Consider the following 19,475-nt stretch of genomic DNA (forward strand, 5'->3'; position numbering starts at 1 on the left):
GCGCTTTTTTGCCGGATTCTGTCTGGCGCCGGATGTCGGCGGGGATGTCAGTCGGCAAGGTTCGGCCGTTATTTGGTTGCCGGCGCACGTACGATGGTCACGATACCGGCCAGGATCATGACCATGCCGATGGCGATTTGCGGGGTCAGCGGTTCGCCGAAACAGATGACACCGCCGAGGACGCCGACGACAGGGACGCCGAGAACGGCGGTGGAAGCGGTTGAGGCTTCGATCAGCGTGAGCAGATGGTTCCAGAGGAAAAAGGCCAAAGCCGAAGCAAAGAGACAATTGTATAGGAGGCAGGCAGCGGCGAGGGGCGTCCAGACAGCAGGCGGCGGTGGTGAAATCGCCATGTAGGCGAAAAGGCTGAGCGAGCCGACCACCATTTGCCAAGCCGTGTATTGGATGATGTGACACGCAGCGCGGCGGCCGTTTCGTTGATTTTCCGTTATGACGCGGCCTTGGATCTTCATGAGGATACTGGCGGCAGCCCAGGCGACAGCGCCGCCTAAGGTAATAAGAATACCGTTCGTACTGCCTATAACGTCTACTTTCATGAGAATGAGGAGTCCGGCCATGCTGACGGCGATGCCGCCGAGCTTGCGTACCGTCAGCCGTTCGTTCAAAATGAAATGGGCCATTATGGCGACCCACACGGGCATGCTGTAGTTCAGTACCGCCGCAAGCCCTGCACCGAGGGCGACGACGCCGATCTGTATGGCAAGATTATTGACGGCGATCTGCAGGATTCCGGTAACGGCGATCCATTTCCAATACGGCCGCGGCGGCAGCGGCAACTTCAGCCAGGCGGCTGTCGCCAGAAGCGCTATCGCGCCGCCGGCAAAGCGGAGTGCGACGAACATGGTCGGCGAAAAGAAAAGGTTGGCTTCCTTCATTACGACCCAATTGAAGCCCCATAACATGTAAATAACAGAAAGTATTTTCAGCAATACACTCTCCCCCTTCTTCTCTTATTCTCCTCTTGGAGCGAGCGCTTTGTCAAGAATGGGAAAAAACGTATGATCTTTGTAAGAATGTCCTTTTTCCCGGCGTTTTTCTTGCAATCTCCCGAGGGATACGATACAATCACTGTAGACACGGAAAAGGTGTATTGCTGTTGTTTATGTGGGACAAAAAAAGAACCGGTGGGAACGGAAACGTATTAAGAGAAGGAGAGACCCGATGAAAAAGTATATTGCACTGATTGCGCATGATGCGAAAAAGGATGCGATCGTAGCTCTTGCCGATACATTTCAAGCGTTGTTGAGAAGGTATCCTTTAGTCGGTACCGGTGAAACGGGGCGGCGGATTCATGCCGCGACGGGACTTGACGTCAAGCAGATGCAGCCCGGTCCTATGGGCGGCGATCAGCAGATCGGCGGGATGATCGCCGCCGGGGAAGTATTGGCAGTCGTCTTTTTGCGCGATCCGCTGACGGCGCAGCCCCATGAGCCGGATGTATCGGCTTTTTTGCGGCTTTGTGACGTTCATTCGATTCCTGTTGCGACAAATGCGGTCAGCGCCAGGATTTTGCTGACCGCTCTTGATGGGCAGATGGCTGTGTTTTCTGAATAAGACAAATATGGGGAGATAACGAACATGTTGAAAAAAACCAAAATTGTTTGCACCTTGGGGCCGAGCTCGAAAACGCCGGAAAAATTGGAAGCCATGATTCAAGCGGGAATGAATGTGGCTCGCTTTAATTTTTCGCACGGTTCACATGATGAACATAAAGGGCGGATAGAAGCCGTCAGAGCGGCAGCCCAAAAGATGCAGCGCCCGATCGCGTTGATGTTGGACACGAAGGGACCGGAAATTCGCCTCGGTTTATTTAAGAACGGCTCGATCGAAATGAAAGCCGGCGCGCCGTTTACGTTGACGGCGCGGGACGTAATCGGCGATGAAACGATTTCGTCGATGAATTATAAAGAACTGCCGCAGGACCTTCATGTCGGCGACCACATTCTTCTTTCCGACGGGTTGGTCAACTTGGAAGTAACCGGTATTGAAGGCGAAGATATTCATACCGTCATTCTCAACAACGGAAAGATGAGTGATCGTAAGCGCGTTGCCGTACCGGGCATTGCCATCAATTTGCCGGCCGTTTCGGAAACAGATGAAAGGGATATCGAATTCGGCGTCCGCATGAATATGGATTGGATCGCCGCTTCATTTATTCAACGTGGCAAGGATGTCGTGACGATCCGCAAGATATTGGAAAAACACAACAGTCCGATGAAAATTATTTCCAAGATCGAATGTCAAGCTGCCGTACAGAACATCGATGAGATTATCAAGATGAGCGACGGCATCATGGTCGCCCGCGGCGACCTCGGGGTGGAGGTGCCGGCAGAGGAAGTTCCGGCACTGCAAAAGATGCTGATCATCAAATGCCAGCAGGCCGGCAAGCCGGTGATCACGGCGACGCAAATGCTGGAATCGATGTGCAATAATCCGCGGCCGACGCGGGCGGAAACGAGTGACGTTGCCAATGCTATTTTGGACGGTACCGATGCGATCATGCTCAGCGGAGAGACGGCCGGCGGACTCTACCCGGTCGAAGCCGTGCAGACGATGGCTCGCGTCGCCTTGTATACGGAAGGAACCTTCGAACCGAATTCTCATGAAGATGAGCACGCGTCGTCATCGACGACGACGGAATCAATCGGCAGAGCGACGGTGCGGATTGCAAAGGATCTTCACGCCGCCGCGATTATCGCTTCTACCGAAGGCGGCAGTACGGCGCAGATGATTTCCAAATACCGTCCTGATTGCCCGATTATTGCCGTATCGCCGCACGAAACGATCATTCGGCGGCTGCAACTGAATTGGGGCGTTCATGCCGTTTTGGGAAAAGAAGCGGGAGATTCCGATGAAGTCGTTGAAAATGCAATTTTTGCGGCGCTCGACAATGAGTTGATTAAAGCCGGTGATCTCGTCGTTTTGACGGCAGGCGTCCCGGTCTCGCAGGCAGGTTCGACGAATATGATCCGTGTGCAAGTGGTCGGCGACGTCTTATTGCGAGGTACCGGCATCGGACGAAATTCGGCGATCGGTAAGATCTGCCTGGCCAAGGACGAGTCTTCGTTGGCGGCGGACTTTACAGATGGAGCCGTCCTCGTCATCCGCAGTGCAGTACCGGCGCTCATCCCTTACATGAAACGGGCTGGCGCCATTATTTCCGAGGAAGTTGGGCTTTCCAGCGAATCGGCTATCGTTGCTATTACCTTGGGGATCCCGACGATTATCGGGACGACAAATGCCCTGGAGCTTTTGGAAAACGGGGAAACCGTTACGGTTGACAGCAGCCGTGGCACCATCTATCGCGGCGAGGCCAATGCACGGTAGTTAGACTGCCTGTACAAGGTATAAAATAGGGGTATGTACTGAGAACATAAAGTTAAGCAATTGAAAAAAGACCTGCTCTCCTAGGAGAGCAGGTCTTTTTATATAGTTCCGTTTTATCCTAAGATTTTCTTCAAGTCTTCTTCCGGTGTGCTGAGCGGGCTGATGTTGTAGTTTTCTACGAGGTAGTTCAGCACATTGGGAGATACGAAGGCGGGAAGTGTAGGTCCGAGGTAGATGTTCTTGATGCCCAAGTAGAGGAGCGTCAGGAGAATACAGACGGCTTTCTGTTCATACCAAGAGAGGACGAGGCTGAGGGGCAGTTCGTTTACGCCGCATTCGAAGGCTTCCGCAAGGGCAAGAGCCACTTTGATAGCGCTGAAGGCGTCGTTACACTGGCCCATATCCATGATGCGGGGGAGTCCGCCGATGGTGCCGAGATCCAGGTCGTTGAAGCGGTATTTACCGCAGGCCAAGGTGAGGATAACGGAGTCTTGAGGCGCTTTCTGCACGAATTCGGTGTAATAGTTACGACCCGGACGGGCGCCGTCGCAGCCGCCGACGAGGAAGAAGTGTTTGATGGCGCCGGCTTTAACGGCGTCGATAACTTTATCGGCGACACCGAGAACGGTACCGTGGCCAAAGCCCGTCATGACCGTTTTGCCGCCGTTGATGCCGGTCATTTCATGATCTTCCGCATAGCCGCCGAGTTCGAGAGCTTTGTTGATAACCGGCGTGAAGTCTTTATTGTCATCAATATGCACGAGACCGGGGAAGGAGACGACTTCCGTAGTGAAGACGCGGTCGCTGTACGATTTGCGCGGCGGCATCAGACAGTTCGTCGTAAAGAGGAAGGCTGCCGGCACATTGTCGAATTCCTTTTGTTGGTTCTGCCAGGCGGTGCCGAAGTTGCCTTTGAGGTGTTTATATTTCTTCAATTCAGGATAGCCGTGGGCTGGTAACATTTCCCCGTGCGTATAAATGTTGACGCCTTTGCCTTCTGTCTGTTTCAGAAGCAATTCGAGGTCTTTCAAATCGTGGCCGGTCACGACGATGAACGGTCCTTTTTCAATTGTCAGGGGAACAGTCGTCGGCGTCGGCGTGCCGTATGTCGTCGTGTTGGCGCGATCGAGCATTTCCATACAGGCGAAGTTGGCTTTACCTGTTTCCAGTACGATCGGCAAGAGTTCATCCATGCCCCAGTCTTCGCCGAGCGCGTGGAGTCCTTTGACGAAGAACTGATTTACTTCATCGCTGGAGTGACCGAGCATCAGCGCGTGATACGCATAGGCAGCCATGCCGCGCATGCCGAAAAGGATCAGGGATTTCAATGAACGAACGTCTTCGTTGCCGCTCCATACTTGCTGGATGTTGTAGTTGGCGGCGGCTTTGTCTGCCGCGGAAGAGCCGCCGAAAAGCTTGCGCACTTTGTCGAAAGCGCCTTCGTTGCCGGCAATGAGCGCCGCTTTTTCGGCGTTGACTTTATCGGTCATGGCCTGAATCGTGTCGACGTTAAAGTCAACGTTGGTGATTGTCGTGAACAGACCTTCCAAGATGACACGGTACGTGTGCGCCGTGGCCGGAACTGATTGACAGGTACGGGCAAGACCGATCAGGGCGCCGGTCAATTCGTCCTGCAAGTTTGCTGCCGCCGACGATTTGCCGCAGACTCCTGCGCCGCCTGTACAGCCTGTACCGCCCATTGTTTGTTCACATTGAAAGCAAAACATTTTCTGATCCATGAAAATACCTCCTAAGCTTTAATTAATTTCCTGTTTATGAGGAAAGACGACAGTAAGAAGCATCTTGAAGTCATTTAAGGCAAAAACGGCGTGAGGCTGTTCTGCCGGCATGACCAGAGACTGACCGCTTTCTACTGTATAGTCTACACCGCTGATCGTTATTTTTCCAGTCCCTTCAAGAACGGTGACCAGGGCGTCGCCTTTTGATTCGTGCATGCTGATTTCTTCTCCTTTGGAAAAGGCGAAGAGCGTCAGGCTGACGGCGTCATTCTGCGCCAGCGTCCGACTGACGACTTGTCCCGGCACGACGGTTACAAGACTGGCCAAGGCCAGAACTTTTTTGTGCTCCATATTCTTGATCTGCACTTCTGCCATAGAAAACCCTCCTTACTGGAAATTTCGTAAACTTTCGTCATTTTACTTCTTCAGTATACGGTGAATTGTTGAACCCGTCTGTTGTATATGCAACGGTAAAATCTTTTTTACGATCTTTTGCATCACCTCTGTTTCGGCAGCCGGTTATGTTATAATAAAATCAGAATGATAATTAAGAGGAGGATTTGTAATGATGCAGACACGTAAAGTGGTGATTATAGGGGCCGGGCACGTCGGTTCCCATGTGGCGCTGGCTCTGCTCCAGGCAGGCCAGGCTAATGATATCGTGTTGATTGATAAGGATCGGGAAAAGGCATTTGGACAGGCTCTTGACCTGGATGATGCTGTCAGCGGCAGCCTTTGCGGCCGCGACACGCAGGTCCGCGCCGGCGAATACGGCGAGCTTCAAGATGCCGATGTGCTGGTTATGGCTTTCGGCAGAAGCCGCCGTCCCGGTGAGACACGGCTGGATATGTTTGATGACTCCATTCGTATGGCCAATGACGTTATCGGCGAGTTAAAAAAGGTTGATTTCCGGGGGATCATGGTCAGCATTTCCAATCCTGCCGATATTATTTGCGAGTATATTCGCCGGCGCATGGGCTGGCAGCGGAACCGGTGTTTTTGCACCGGTACGAGTTTGGAAACGTACCGGCTGCTGCGGGTCATTGCCGGGGAAACCGGGGTCTCCCGCCGTTCGATTCAGGGATTTTGCATGGGCGAACATGGCAACTCGAGCTTTGTCGTATGGTCTCGCGTCTTGATCAACGGCAAATCGTATTTGGAACTGCGGAAAGAACGGGCGGCGTTGGCAGCGACGACGCTCGACGCGTTGCAGCGTTCCGTAAAACAGGCCGGTGATGTGGAAGTAGATGGTAAGGGGTGCACGGAATTCGGCATTGCCAACGTGGCCTGTATGTTGATTACGGCGATATTTCAGGATCAGAAGTTGGTTTGGCCTTGTTCGACGGCGTTGGATGGCGAATACGGAGAACGCAATGTCGCCGCCGGCGTTCCCTGCATTATCGGCAAAAACGGCATGGAAGGCGTTTTGGAAATGGAATTGACGGAGTCGGAACAGCGGCAATTCCATGATTCCTGCGATGTTTTGCGCAGTTTCCTCGACCGCGCCGAAGCGTTGCCGCATTAAAAACGATACCTTTGGAGAAGCGCGTGACGGCAGCTTTTTCGTTGCCGTACCGTTAGATTTATATTATTGATGATAAACAGTTTACTATCAGAGTTGGAGATTGAAAATGAATAGGAGAAAACGATCCCTTTTTGCCCGGCGCCGCAGTTTTTTGATTGCCGCTCTGGCCGCATTGACTGTCGGAACGGCTGTGGCTGCAACGCCGGCGGCGACGGTTGCGCCAGCGGCGAAAGCTGCACCTGTTGCCAGTGTTTCCATTCATGCCGATAATCCTGCGACTGCGCCGGCAACGGTGCGGAAGCAGTCGCAGGAAAAGAAGATAGTCCTGAATCTGGCGAGTCGGATGTTAACGCTTTATGAGGGGAAGGTGAAGATTCGCATGTATCCCGTAGGCGTCGGCAAGTATGCGACGCCTACGCCGATCGGGTATTATTCCGTGCAGGTGAAAGAAGTGAATCCGACATGGATTGATCCCGACAGCCGGACGGAGATTGAATCGGGGCCGACAAACCCCCTGGGGTACCGCTGGATGGGAATACACGGAAATTACGGGATTCACGGGACTAATCGGCCGGAGTCCATTGGCGGCTACGTATCTAACGGTTGTATTCGTCTCCTGGAAAAGGATATAGAAGACCTGTACGACCACACGCCGGTAGGGACGCCGGTAGAAATTTTTTATGATCGCATCGTCATTGACAGCGCGCCTGATCATACGGTGTCTTATTACATTTACCCCGACGGTTACGAGCGGCAGCCATTGGAGGTGGAGGCCGTGAAAAAGGCGTTAGCCGGCTACGGTGTGGATAATTTCGAATCGGCTGAAGCTATTCAGGCGAAAATCGCCGCTTCCGACGGCAAGCCGACGTATGTTGCTAAAGCCTATGATCTTTTGGTGAACGGCCGGAAGCTGCCGCTTCGCGCTTTGGGCAAGAACGGCAAGGTCTATTTGCCGGCCGTTGCCGTTGCGACAGCTCTGCGGGCCAATTTAACCTGGAACGCTGCTGAGAAGATGTTGACGGGCCCTTATGCCGCAGTGCCGGGGAGCGTGCACAGCGATGTCGTTTATGTCGAAGCGGCTGATGCCAAATGCATGTTCCATCTTGACGGCGGATTGACGCCGGAATTGACCTATTCCCTGATGTCGATCAAGGAGGCGGTGTCGCCGGCGCCGGCAGCCGGGCAAGAGGCCGGTAAGGTTCGCGATAAAATGCCGGTAAAGGAAACGGTCAAAGCCCCGGTTAACGATACCGTAAAGGAGAAGACGAAGCGCATCGACTTGAAAGAGAAAATACAGCAGAAGGGCGCGGAAAAAGCGTAGTATCTGCATCGCCGGTTACGGCGTCGCGAGGCGATAGAGGCGTCGGGCCGGCACAAGACGGCTAGACAGCGAGACGAGTGCGCGCATGACCGGCAAAGATAACGAAGGGGCTCCCGTTTTCGGAAGCCCCTTCGTTGCGGTTGTTACCGATAATGGCGGTCTTACGTGCCGATCGTTTCATATTCGTTCCAGAGATTTTTCCAGTTAAACTCTTTCGCATGGTTTTCTTCGTAGCTGCGCAGTTTCCGTTCGCTTTGCGTGACAAAGGTATGGAGAACTTTCAGACGGGCATGGTATTTGACGTTTCCCTCTACGATTATCCACGGCGCCGTCGATGTCGATGTGCGGTAAAACATTTCCTGATAAGCATCGTTGTACAGATCCCCTTTATCGCGATTACGCCAATCTTCGTCGGTGATTTTCCATTGTTTTTCCGGTGTATTTTGCCGATCGTTGAAGCGGCGCAGCTGCTCTTCGCTATCGATAACCAGGAAAAATTTCATAAAGTTGACGCCAATGTGCTTTAAGAACCGTTCCATGGCGTTGATCTCTTCGTAGGCGCGCCGCCATTCGCGGGGAGCGGCCAGCCTTTCCACGCGTTCGACCATGACGCGGCCGTACCAGGAACGGTCAAATATCGTGATTTTTCCCGGTTCCGGTATTTTCGTCATGAAGCGCCGCAGATAGTGAAAACTTAATTCTTCCGCCGTCGGCGCCGCCGTGGTAGCGATCGTATAGCTGCGCGGATCGATTTCCTTTGTCAGCCGTTTGATGCTGCCGCCTTTGCCGGCGGCGTCCATGCCTTCAAAGACACAGATCGTCGGGATATGGCAAATATACATCATATATGCAAGACGACGGGCTTTTTCCTGCAGCTCTTTCAAGCGTTGCCGGTAGTCCTGTTCTGCAACTTCCAGCGTCAGGTTCGCTGGGAAGGCGCTGGGATAGGACGCGATTTCGGCCGTCGTTTTTTCTTCCCGCGATGCGGCATTCAGCGCCTGCAGGCTGCGGAAGGCGTCAAGGCCGGCTGTCAGCTCGTCTTTGACGATGGACATGGCTGCGCGGCAGCCGTCTTTCATATCATCCATCGCAATCATGTGCCATTGGCTGTAAAGGCGGTTTGTGCGGCTGATAATTTCGGCGAAGTGATCGGCGAAGTCGGCGTATCGCTTTTCCTGGTCATAATCCAGCGTCGACAGGATTTCTTTTTTAAATTCCGTCTTTTCAATGGCGCGGATCCGATTTTTCTGTTCGTCGTGACTGATTTGGAGAAACAGCTTGATCACGATCATGCCGTCATCGGTAAGCATGCGAATAAAAGCCGTCAAGTCTTCGAGCCGTCCGTCTAGCGTTTTTTCGGAAATCTCCGGATTGTGGAGAATGCCGTTGTAAATAGAGCGGTCGAAGATGGTAATATGTCCCTTGCGCGGCAGGGCGGCCCAGAACGAACGGAAAAGCCGGTGGCTGTGTTTGGCTTCCCAGTGAGAAGGCATCTCCACGACTTCATAATACCGAGGATCCAATTCCTGCGTCAATCGCGAGATCACTTCGCCTTTGCCGGAATTTTCCCAGCCGTCGATGAGGATGCAGACCGATCCCTTTTCGGCGATAATGCTGCGCTGTAAGACGGCCAATTCTTCTCCCAATACGGCCAGACTTTTTTTCTCCTTTCTGGAAAGTTCTTTTATATAGGTACTCATTGCGTCACCTCCGCTGCGAAAATAAAACGGGTCAACTGTTCTTACTTAATATAATTGGCTGTAAAGCGGTAAAGTCCTTTTTCTGGAGCAAACAAATGAATAAAGAAACATATAAATGAGATAAATTATTAAAATAAATTTAATTTTTCACCTCTTTAAAATCCGTTTAAATACTGCTATCATGTAGTGATTGGAAGATATTATAAAGGAGAAATAAGGAATGAAAATACCAGTACTTATCATTTCCGGCTTTTTAGGAACGGGAAAAACAACATTTATCCGGCAGCTTTTAACGGAATTCGGCAATACGGAACGGATTATGGTCATTGAAAACGATTTCGGTACCGTTAATTTCGATGCCGCAGTATTGGCCAATGACGGTATTCGCATACAGGAGCTGACGTCGGGCTGTATTTGCTGCAGTCTTGCCGGCGATTTTCGCAGCTCGCTGCGGCAGGTGCTCTGCAAGGCCGATGTCGACCTGATCATCATCGAACCGTCCGGCGTTGCCAAGCTTTCTGATATTATAGCTATTTGCGACAGCGAGGAACTGAGGGACAAATTGCTCCTCGTCCGTGCCGTTACGATTGCCGACGGGCAGCAGAGTTTGCTTTATCTGCGGAATTTCGGGGAATTTTTTACCGATCAGATCGTCAACGGCGATGCAATTTTTATCAGTCATACCGATGAAGATAAAAAGCGGACGGAAAGGACGCTGGCGGCAATTGGCGAACTGAATTCGGCGGCGCCGGTTTATACGCAGCCTTGGAGCGAGTTGAATCTGAGGGAGTTGCTTTTGACGCGGCGAAAGACGGCTGACGGCATCGTCGCACCCGATTCGGACGGACATGGCCGGTTGGAACAGACACACGACGGCAGTCACGATCACCATGATCACGGCCACGATCACCACGGCCACGATCACCACGACCACCATGACCACGACCACCATGATCACGATCACCACGGCCATGATCATCACCACCACGGTGCCGCCGATGTTTTTACGGCTGTTACTGTCGACGTTTCCCGGCAGCGCCCGGTAGATGATTGGAAAGAGCTGGCAGCAGTCACGCTCGACGGCGCTTACGGTACGGTCTTGCGGCTGAAAGGGGTGGCGGCCGTGCCGTCAGGCGCCGTGATCCTTCAATATAGCGGCGGCCCCGTCCGTTTGGACGAAACGACGCTGGAGCCGTCGACGTTGACGATCATCGGCTCCCATTTACAGGAGGGAGCCCTCAAAGCGTTGTGGGAGGCGTAAGATGAAACGAATTCCCGTGTATATTGTTACCGGTTTTCTCAGTACCGGTAAGACGCGTTTCATCAATCACGTTTTACCGTGGCGCGAGACGACGGCCGGTGTCGTTTTGATGGAAGAGGGAATGACGGCGCCGGCTTGCGATCATGTGCTGACCGTACCGTTGGCGGCTGACGGAAATATACGCGGCATCGCTTATTTGCTGCGCCGTTATTTGCGAGAACATCCTGTCGGCGAGCTTTGGGTAGAGTGGAACGGCATGGTGCCTTTCCGCCTGGCGGAAGCGCTCTTTTTTCATCGTGATCTGCGGAATCTCATCGAGATAAAGACCGTTTTTTTCGTTACGACGGCGGCATTTTGCCTGCACCGATTGGGCAAGACCGGTACTGCCGTTGTCAGTCAGCTTCGCAATGCCGATAAAGTCGTTATGTTCGAGCCGCCGGCGCTGACGGAGGGGGAAACGGTGCATGCTGCCGGGCATATTGTAAAAACCCTGCGTCCCGATATAGGGATAACATGTTTCAGAGAGTTGTCGTCGGCGCAGCGGACGAACCGACTTTGCCGGCCTGTGAGGAAGACATCGCTGGTCCGGTTTTTCGTGCTTTTTCTCTGTCTTGCCGGTCTCTACGGCTTTTTTGCGACAGCCGGCGATCCTGATTACGATTCGCTCAATACGGTTTTGACGTATTCTATGGCGACGCTGCTTCAAGGACTGCCGTTTCTCGTGCTGGGAATTCTGTGTTCATCGGCCTTGCAGCTCTTTTTGTCGGCCTCTTTCATCGAAACCTTTTTAAGAGGAAATCTCTTGCAGGGCATGGTCAGCGCATTGGTTGGCGCAGTTCTCTTTCCCGTCTGTGACTGTGCGGCTATTCCTGTTTTTCGCGGACTCGTGAGCCGCAAGGTGCCGGTGCCGACGGCCATGCTTTTTATGCTGGCAGGGCCGCTGCTCAATCCGATCGTCATTTTATCGACGTACTATGCATTTATGGGCGTAAACAGCGTCGTCCTGTCCCGGCTCGTCCTCGGAACGGCTGCGGCCGTCACCGTCAGTCTCTCTTTTCTCGGCTACAAAGGCTTGGAGCGGGAGGATTTCCGGCAGCAGGTTCCGCTGGAATTTTGCGGCTTTGACGCGACTTCCGGCGCGCCATACGGCAAGGGCATGCAGTTTCTGCTTCACGCGCGGAGCGACTTTTTCCGCATGGCGCCGTATTTGCTTATCGGCACCGTCTTGTCGTCGCTGTTTCAGGTATACGGCGAAGGGGCTTTTTTCCTCTACGACTTGCAGGAACATGTGCCGGCGGCGATTGTGCTGCTTTTGGCATTGGCCTTTCTCTTGTCCCTCTGTTCGACGTCAGACGCGATGATTGCCCGCAACCTGAGTACCCGTGTGCCGCTGCCGGCGGTCATGGGATTCCTGATTATGGGACCCATGTTGGATGTGAAGAACTTTCTCATCCTTTCAGCGCTCTTTCCGAAAGCCTTCGTCTACAGGCTGACGGCGACGATCATTTTTGTTTCTTTTGTTATGGCTTGGCTTTATGCGCTTTTATGGGGAGGCGGAGCCCTTTGATACGCTATACATCGGTCAACTTACAGGCGCTGCTGGAAGGCGTCAGCTTTCTGGCGGCCGGCGGCGTAACGGCGGCCATGCTGGCAACGGGACGCTACCTTTCCTTTGTCGCGCCGCGCCTCTTCCCCTGTCTGTGCCTGATGGCGGCCGTCATGACCGTCTGGGGGGTCGTATCGTTGAGACAGATGGGCCGGCCCGTTTATCGTTTTTCCTATGGTCATTGTCTGACGCTGCTTATTCCCGTACTCCTTTTCGCCGGTCCCCTGTTGCTGGGTACGGCGTATTCGCCTGGTATCGGCGCCGTAAGCGCGGCTGCCGCGGAGACGGCGGACGACGTGGCGGAGAAGCCCTACGGGATTGATTTTGATGCCGATCACGGTAGCGGCATCGACAACGAGGGCAAGCGGATCATCTTAACGACGGCAAATTATTATTCCGTCATTCTCACGTTGACGAAGGATATCAAGGCCTATGAAGGCTATGATATCTATATGATCGGATTCGTTTCCTACTCTGACGGTCGTCTTAAAGACAACAGTTTCGTTCTGGCCCGGTATCTCATGTTCTGCTGTGTCAACGACCTGTCGCCGTTTGGGTTGGATTGCCTGTACACGGGCAATAAACGTTGGCCTGAAAATCAGTGGGTCGCCGTCAAAGGAACGGTTACGAGCCGGACATACCATAGCAGGCCGCAGCCGACGATTCAAGTGGAAAAAATTGTGCCGGCCAAAAGGGTACCGGGCTATGTGTACCCGCAATAAAGCGCGGGCAGGCGTCCCGCTGCCGGTGCTGCCGGTCCGGACCGCGTTTGCGAAGGGGCGGCAGTTGCTCTTTTTACTGGTCTTATGCCGGCTATGTGTGATATGATTGACCTATGTGAAATCGAGCGGCAATGACAGACCGCTTTTCGATATAGGATTAATCAGGAGGACATAGCCATGGAAACGAAAAAAGAAGAAAATCCGGTCATCAATTTCATACCGGAAAAGCCGCGGTACACCTTTGATGATATTATTTTGCCCGATTATGTGCGCAGTCGGATCATGGATGTCGCCGATTCGGTTCGTTACGGCGATATCGTGTTTAAGACCTGGGGCCTAGGGAAGACGCACAAGCACGCTAAAAGTCTCGGGATTAATCTGTACGGGCCGTCGGGGACGGGCAAGACGATGGCCGCCCATGCCATTGCCGACTATCTGGGACGTAAGCTGATTACGATCAACTACGCCGAATTGGAGTCAAAATTCGTCGGCGAGACGCCGAAGAACATCAAGAAAGCCTTTTATGCGGCAACCAATACGGACAGCATTCTCTTCTTCGATGAAGCCGATGCCATTTTGGGGCATCGCGTGACGCACATGGCCAGTGCTTCCGACGTCAGCGTCAATCAGACGCGGTCGGTCATGCTTATGGAAATGAATGAATATGAAGATTTCATCATCTTTGCGACGAATTTCATCGAAAGCTTCGACTCGGCCTTTATGCGTCGTATTCCCGTTCACGTCCGCTTCGATCTGCCTGACGAAGGACAGCGGAAGCTGTTATGGCGGCGCTATATTCCCGACGAAATGCCTAACGATATCAATATCGACGCCTTGGCCCACGATTACGCCGGTATTTCCGGCGGTGATATTGCCAACGCCGTGCTGATGAGCGCTTTTAAGGCGGCCCGGCAGCACGACAGTCAAGTTACGGAGGCCTATGTGCGGGAAATGATTGAGAACGCGATTGCTGGGAAAAAGGCAAACGGTGCCGGCCGAAAATAACTAGATAACACTGATAAAAAGGGCTGTAACGAGACTGGAAATCTCATTTCGTTACAGTCTTTTTTTAGTCGCACTTTACGAATTTTGAGTGGAGACACTTTGTATGAAGCAAACAATGGTTACGGGATTTACGCTGGTAACGTCGTCGCTCGTAAATTTATCCGGAGCGGCGTTTTTCCTTTTTACGCCGCTGTATATGTGTTTACGCCTGTTCGCAAAAAGATATTTATCTGTGACCGCGTCATAGGGCACATTTGCAGGACTGCTAATATCGTCTTTGTACTTGTCAGGCTTACGGCATTCATAACCGCTTGGTTTAATTGCGGCTCCTATTTTTACACCATTATTTATTCATATGATGAACAGATAGTTGATACTGATTTGATATCTACACGTTAATTGGATATACTTTAATTAATTTTCACATTGAAAAAGAAAGGGGAGATTCACAATGAGTAAAATGAAATTAACGGCTCTCTTTGCTTTATCCTTAAATCTGGCGACATCTATAGCCATACAGGCCAATGCGCCGGCGACTGATCAAGGGCAAGCCTCAACGGCTACGCAAGTGCATACAACTGCTGTACATCAAGACCGACATACTGCGGCGATCCAACTATCCACTTCAACAAAAACAGCTAGTAGAGAGGCTGCTTCCGGTAAAATTAACGTTGTCCCTGCCGATGCACCGTTAGCAGCTAAAACGACTACGAACAACTCCCTGATATTTACCCCGAATACGGGCTATACAACAGGTGCTGTTACCGTCAACAATCAAACGGTAGCTTACCGAGCGTATAAGGCTGTACCTTATGTAGCGAATCCCGTTGACGCTAAATACGAAAATATGAATATCTATATTCCGGAAAATTATTTTCACAATAAGCCCGTAGGCAACTATACCAAAGACACAGCCCCTATCTTTTTCCCCAACACTGTTGGCGGGTATATGCCCGGAGAAGCAGGTACCTTAGAAGCGCGTTGGGGCAATACGGAAAGCGCAGAAGCCTACGCCCTATGTCGTGGCTATATCATAGCCGCTCCGGGTGCACGTGGTCGCTCCCTTATCGGCGATGACGGTAGGTATACCGGTAAGGCTCCGGCAGGTATTGTAGATTTACAAGCAGCCGTTGCGTACTTACACGCCAATGATGCGGTCATGCCCGGTAACGCAGATCGCATCGTATCAAATGGTGGCAGCGCCGGTGGCGCTTATTCTCTGCTGGTCGGCGCAGCCGGAAACAGTCAAGATATGAAACCTTATTTAGAAGCGCTCGGCGCAGCTAATGACCGTACCGATATCTTTGCAGTGTCTGCTTTCTGTCCCATTACGAATCTGGATCATGCGGATATGGCGTATGAATGGTCTTATAATGGCGTGAATGAATACGCTGGCGGCATGATGATGGCACAGGGACAGTTACCGCTTATCAATAATAATCCTTCTAAGACGACGGCTACAGTGCCGCAACTTCCGAAAATCAATAATGGATCCGCGACAGCAGTAATTACTCCTGGCCAAACTACCGCTGAGAGTACAACTGCCGAACCGAAAATTATGGGAAATAAGAACCGCAATACTGCTAAAAAAGTAGTACTTACAAAAGATCAGATGGCGTATTCCAAGATGTTAAAAACAGCTTATGCGTCGTATGTAAATAGCCTTCAACTTAAAGATGCAAACGGACAGCTCCTGACCTTAAATACGGACGGCACTGGCACATTCTTTGACTATGCTAAATCGTTTATCATTAAAAGTGCAGAAGCAGCCAGACAAGACGGCATCGATATTTCTAAGGCAAACTTCTTAATGTATGATAAAAATGATCCCAGTAAGATGGTAGATGTGGACTGGTTAAAATATAATAAATCCGTAGGTCGTATGAAGACGCCTGGCGCTTTTGACAGTCGCGATAACAGTACTGGCGAAAACAACGAGTTCGGCACTACTACTATGAACAACTTACACTTTACCGATACAGCTGCCCTGTACGCCACCGATACGTCACCGGCTCGCGCAGATCAGCACATCGTTAATATGATGAATGCCATGTACTACCTTGGTAACAGTGGCGCTACCAATGCAAAACATTGGAGAATCCGTTATGGTGAAGCCGACAGCAATACGTCCTTCAGCATTCCGCTTATGGTAGCTGTCAAAGCGGCTAACCTTGGCTACGATGTAGATTTTGCTTTACCTTGGGGCGTAGATCATAAGAGTGACTATGATTTGAAAAATATGTTTGACTGGATTGATAAAGTTGTTGCTGAAGGCTAAACTTAAGGATCTTTACGCGTTACTAACTATAAAAGGTGACATTAACTGCCAATACAATGTGTACCAATAGCCATAAATACAAATATGAAGAATATAAATAAAAAGATGCGAGATACCTTACGCCAAACAGACGCGTAGGCTGTAAACTTAGTACCATCCATGAATACGTCCATTAAACGTAAGGGAATCGCGTAACGATAGTCCTTCGATGACCTGAGCAAAGAGCGTATGTCAGATCGTTAGATTTACGTTAGCTCAAAGCGTCGAAGCGCCATACGGCTGGGCGCTTTATATCTTCTAAAGCCATTGCATTGGACATTAACCGGCTGTTTTTCGAACAGTAAAAACGCCTTATCCCATGGACAATACATGGATTTTAAAGAAACGTCCAAGTGGCACTGCAACTTTGCTTTCTTTAGAAGAAGCAGACTGCAGACCCTGGTCTAAGGGGGATCCGCTTTGGCGAGGCCCTTTGGAGGACGCTTTCCTGAGATAAATATAGCAATAATGGGGATTGTAGACACTGCAGTGTCTACAATCCCCATTATTCGTTTTCAAAGGACTGTTTCGTTACGGTTCCCTTTTTATAGGAAAAGTGGTGATATGGGGTTATTGCTTGTCAGCCGTAGTGGTGACTAAATGGAGGGCCGAGTATTTCTTTTCCAAACGATCCAGTATGGCGAAATATTTGGCGTTAAAATCGGTCTTTTCATTTTCTTCGGCAATGGCGCGGACGCCGGCGTCGACTTTGGCTTTGATTTCATCAGAAAAACCGCGTTCGGCAAAGGGATAGACGACGTTGTTTTCCTTTTCGACGTGAACCTGCAGCCTGTTTGTGTAAGCCATAATCTCTGTCAGGATATCCAACTTATGTTCCGTGCGGCCGTCTTTGGCGTACAGCTTCAAGGCTTCATCGAGGCTGCGGACGTGGCTGCGGATCAAGTCGTGTTCGACGAGCATGCCGTGCGTGACGATGGTGTTGGCTAGATCACCCAAATGTTCGACCATTTGCGGGAAGAGAACGTGTTCTTCCTTCTGGTGGTGATTGACGTCGGCGTAGTTGCGGATAAAGTCGATAATATCGGCGAAATCGTTTTGGTCGACAGGAGCGCCTTCCAAAATGGCGCAGCACATGTTTTTGATCACTCTGAGCATGCGCGAAATATTGGCGTGTTCTTCTACCATGATATCGGTGCTATACATGACGGTTCCTCTTTTCTCCGGTGAAAATCAGTTTTTCGTAATTTCGTAGTGGTTGGCAGACGGGACGGTAAAAGCAAAGGAAGAATCGGCTAACATGCCGCTGATCAGGGCGCTGCGGAGCGTCGTGTACAGTTCGCCACGGCCGTTCCAGAATTGGCTGTGCAAATCTTGCGTTTCTTCCCAACAGATCTTATTCGGATCGCTGTCCGTCACTTTATTGACTTGATCGCACGGCATGCCGTTGAGCAAGCTGTTGTCCAAATGGTGGAAAGCTTCCGGCGCCGTCGCGACGCTTTCCGGCCGGTGCTGCGCGCCGAAGGTGTAAACGCCTTCCGTCAATTTGCCGAGGCGGCTTTCGTCGGCACCGACAATCGTCAAGACGAGGCTGGCGTAGCGGCCTTCGGCGTCGTGAATGCGGTTCTGCAGCCAGCCGTGAATATTACCTTCGTCGACGACGTCTTCCAAGGCGCGGCGGTCATTCGTGGCAAACGTATCTTCCCAGTCGCCTTCGGCCCAGCCTTGCTGGCGGCTGTAAGCGATGACGGCGTCGATTAATTCTTCTTGAAATTGAATCTTTTTATATAACCAAAAATGGATCGGTCCCAAAAATGCGCTCATCGTCTGTCCTCCTATTGTTTTTTGGCTTGAATTGCTACGTTAACCGCTTTCGTTACTTGTTCCGGGTCGAGGCCGTGAACCATGCAGGCGTTGGTTAAACTTTCCTGCTGCGATGAAGGGCAGCCGAGGCAGTGCATGCCGTTGGCCAAGAGCGTATCGACGACTTCCGGATGAAGGCGGACGATATCGCCGACGAGCATATCCGGTGTTACCGTGTTGTTCATAGCTTCAAATTTGTTAAGAATGGATTTTAACATGATGTATACCTCCTGTGGTTTCATATAGATAATCGTTGTAACGAATAGTTTCACTTTCTGTGCATAGTATACGTTAACGGTATGCATTAATCAGTTGTTTTTCCAACGGATGTAAAAATGTCGTTATTCTTGACGAAATGAACCATTCTGTTATAGTTAAAGAGGAAATAATACAATAAATTAATTGAATAGTTACAGCGAGGTCATACGATGTTACAAGAAATAGCGGCGACATATAAGACGGAATTTTATAATGAACTTGCCAAGATAGGAAAATGTTTTTCCAGCGAAAAACGGTTAGAGGTGTTGCATATTCTTTCTCAAGGGCCGAAAACGGTGGAAACGCTCTCGCGTGAAACGGGGATGAGCGCGGCCAACACGTCACGGCATTTGCAGGTACTCAAGGAAGGCCGTCTCGTCATTTCCGAAAAACGGGGGAACTATGTCGTTTATACTGTTGCCGGCGATAAGGTGCGCGCCCTGGTACGTGCCCTTTGTGTCGTCGGTGAGACGCAGCTTTCGGAAATCACCAGGATCAGGGAACAATACTCCGTTCGGACGAGCGACGTATACACGATTACACTGGAAGAAGCGTGGCGACGGTTGCAACGGGATGAGATCACGCTCGTCGATCTCCGGCCTGGCGACGAATATCGTGCTGGACACATGGAAAAAGCCGAAAGTATCCCTTTGTCGGAACTGGAAAGCAGACTGTCCGGCCTGTCGCGGCAGAAGGATATTGTCGTGTACTGCCGCGGCCGTCTGTGTGCATATGCTGATTTGGCCGCGCATTTTTTGACCGAACAGGGATTCAAGGCCTACAGTTTGAATCGGAGCTATGCGGATTGGCAGGCATTTCGCGGCGTCAATAAGCACTGATTCGGCCCAAGGA

17 protein-coding genes are annotated in these 19,475 nt (G+C 51.3%); 10 read left to right on the forward strand and 7 right to left on the reverse strand.

Features of this window, described 5'->3' with window-relative positions:
• Positions 1-68: 68 nt before the first annotated feature.
• Positions 69-950, reverse strand: coding sequence for a DMT family transporter (locus HMPREF1250_RS00285; RefSeq protein ID WP_023052597.1), 882 nt, complete (start codon positions 948-950; stop codon positions 69-71).
• A gap of 232 nt (positions 951-1,182) precedes the next feature.
• Here HMPREF1250_RS00285 and mgsA point away from each other — a divergent pair, with 232 nt between their 5' ends.
• Both mgsA and pyk read left to right on the forward strand, forming a co-directional pair.
• On the forward strand, positions 1,183-1,575 hold the full coding sequence (mgsA, locus tag HMPREF1250_RS00290; RefSeq protein ID WP_023052697.1) for a methylglyoxal synthase: 393 nt from the start codon (positions 1,183-1,185) through the stop codon (positions 1,573-1,575).
• Between the two features lie 24 nt (positions 1,576-1,599).
• Entirely contained in the window at positions 1,600-3,348 is a 1,749-nt protein-coding gene (gene pyk, locus HMPREF1250_RS00295) for a pyruvate kinase (RefSeq protein WP_023052636.1), read from the forward strand.
• Between the two features lie 113 nt (positions 3,349-3,461).
• On the opposite strand, the gene hcp is transcribed toward pyk, so the two are convergent.
• Both hcp and HMPREF1250_RS00305 read right to left on the reverse strand, forming a co-directional pair.
• Positions 3,462-5,087, reverse strand: coding sequence for a hydroxylamine reductase (gene hcp, locus HMPREF1250_RS00300; protein WP_023052687.1), 1,626 nt, complete (start codon positions 5,085-5,087; stop codon positions 3,462-3,464).
• An 18-nt stretch (positions 5,088-5,105) separates the two neighbouring features.
• A complete protein-coding gene (locus tag HMPREF1250_RS00305) occupies positions 5,106-5,462 on the reverse strand; it encodes a cupin domain-containing protein (RefSeq protein WP_023052676.1) in 357 nt (118 codons plus the stop codon).
• 190 nt (positions 5,463-5,652) lie between these two features.
• On the opposite strand from HMPREF1250_RS00305, the gene HMPREF1250_RS00310 reads away from it, so the two are divergent.
• On the forward strand, positions 5,653-6,612 hold the full coding sequence (locus tag HMPREF1250_RS00310) for an L-lactate dehydrogenase (protein WP_023052673.1): 960 nt from the start codon (positions 5,653-5,655) through the stop codon (positions 6,610-6,612).
• A gap of 106 nt (positions 6,613-6,718) precedes the next feature.
• Positions 6,719-7,933 carry a L,D-transpeptidase family protein gene (locus tag HMPREF1250_RS00315; RefSeq protein WP_023052660.1) on the forward strand — a complete coding sequence of 405 codons (1,215 nt, stop codon included), beginning with the start codon at positions 6,719-6,721 and terminating at the stop codon, positions 7,931-7,933.
• Positions 7,934-8,094: 161 nt separating this feature from the next.
• Here HMPREF1250_RS00315 and HMPREF1250_RS00320 read toward each other — a convergent pair whose 3' ends face one another.
• Positions 8,095-9,633 (reverse strand): putative polyphosphate:AMP phosphotransferase, encoded by a 1,539-nt coding sequence (locus tag HMPREF1250_RS00320; protein ID WP_023052683.1) that lies wholly within the window; start codon positions 9,631-9,633, stop codon positions 8,095-8,097.
• A 220-nt stretch (positions 9,634-9,853) separates the two neighbouring features.
• Here HMPREF1250_RS00320 and HMPREF1250_RS00325 point away from each other — a divergent pair, with 220 nt between their 5' ends.
• The 5 genes from HMPREF1250_RS00325 to HMPREF1250_RS00350 all read left to right on the forward strand — a co-directional run bounded on the left by HMPREF1250_RS00325 (position 9,854) and on the right by HMPREF1250_RS00350 (position 16,505).
• Positions 9,854-10,894: a CobW family GTP-binding protein gene (locus HMPREF1250_RS00325; RefSeq protein ID WP_023052682.1), complete on the forward strand. Its 1,041-nt coding sequence runs from the start codon at positions 9,854-9,856 to the stop codon at positions 10,892-10,894.
• A gap of 1 nt (position 10,895) precedes the next feature.
• Positions 10,896-12,461, forward strand: coding sequence for a permease (locus tag HMPREF1250_RS00330; protein WP_023052639.1), 1,566 nt, complete (start codon positions 10,896-10,898; stop codon positions 12,459-12,461).
• A complete protein-coding gene (locus tag HMPREF1250_RS00335) occupies positions 12,458-13,222 on the forward strand; it encodes a TIGR03943 family putative permease subunit (protein ID WP_023052666.1) in 765 nt (254 codons plus the stop codon). Before HMPREF1250_RS00330 ends, HMPREF1250_RS00335 begins: the two co-directional genes overlap by 4 nt.
• Before the next feature lie 177 nt (positions 13,223-13,399).
• Complete coding sequence (locus HMPREF1250_RS00340) at positions 13,400-14,227, forward strand: ATP-binding protein (protein WP_023052648.1); 828 nt, start codon at positions 13,400-13,402, stop codon at positions 14,225-14,227.
• Positions 14,228-14,678: 451 nt separating this feature from the next.
• Complete coding sequence (locus tag HMPREF1250_RS00350; protein ID WP_023052664.1) at positions 14,679-16,505, forward strand: subtype B tannase; 1,827 nt, start codon at positions 14,679-14,681, stop codon at positions 16,503-16,505.
• 609 nt (positions 16,506-17,114) lie between these two features.
• Here HMPREF1250_RS00350 and HMPREF1250_RS00355 read toward each other — a convergent pair.
• Genes HMPREF1250_RS00355 through HMPREF1250_RS00365 form a run of 3 tightly spaced genes read right to left on the reverse strand, consistent with a single transcriptional unit; the run spans position 17,115 to position 18,583 of the window.
• The gene (locus HMPREF1250_RS00355; RefSeq protein WP_023052600.1) at positions 17,115-17,708 is read right to left on the reverse strand and encodes a hemerythrin domain-containing protein; all 594 of its coding nucleotides are present in this window, start codon (positions 17,706-17,708) and stop codon (positions 17,115-17,117) included.
• A gap of 27 nt (positions 17,709-17,735) precedes the next feature.
• Entirely contained in the window at positions 17,736-18,326 is a 591-nt protein-coding gene (locus tag HMPREF1250_RS00360; RefSeq protein ID WP_023052631.1) for a hypothetical protein, read from the reverse strand.
• A gap of 11 nt (positions 18,327-18,337) precedes the next feature.
• The gene (locus tag HMPREF1250_RS00365; protein ID WP_023052689.1) at positions 18,338-18,583 is read right to left on the reverse strand and encodes a DUF1858 domain-containing protein; all 246 of its coding nucleotides are present in this window, start codon (positions 18,581-18,583) and stop codon (positions 18,338-18,340) included.
• A gap of 210 nt (positions 18,584-18,793) precedes the next feature.
• On the opposite strand from HMPREF1250_RS00365, the gene HMPREF1250_RS00370 reads away from it, so the two are divergent.
• Positions 18,794-19,462: an ArsR/SmtB family transcription factor gene (locus HMPREF1250_RS00370; protein WP_023052641.1), complete on the forward strand. Its 669-nt coding sequence runs from the start codon at positions 18,794-18,796 to the stop codon at positions 19,460-19,462.
• The last annotated feature ends 13 nt before the right edge of the window (positions 19,463-19,475 follow it).

Source organism: Megasphaera vaginalis (ex Srinivasan et al. 2021), assembly GCF_000478965.1.
Taxonomy (GTDB): domain Bacteria; phylum Bacillota; class Negativicutes; order Veillonellales; family Megasphaeraceae; genus Megasphaera; species Megasphaera vaginalis.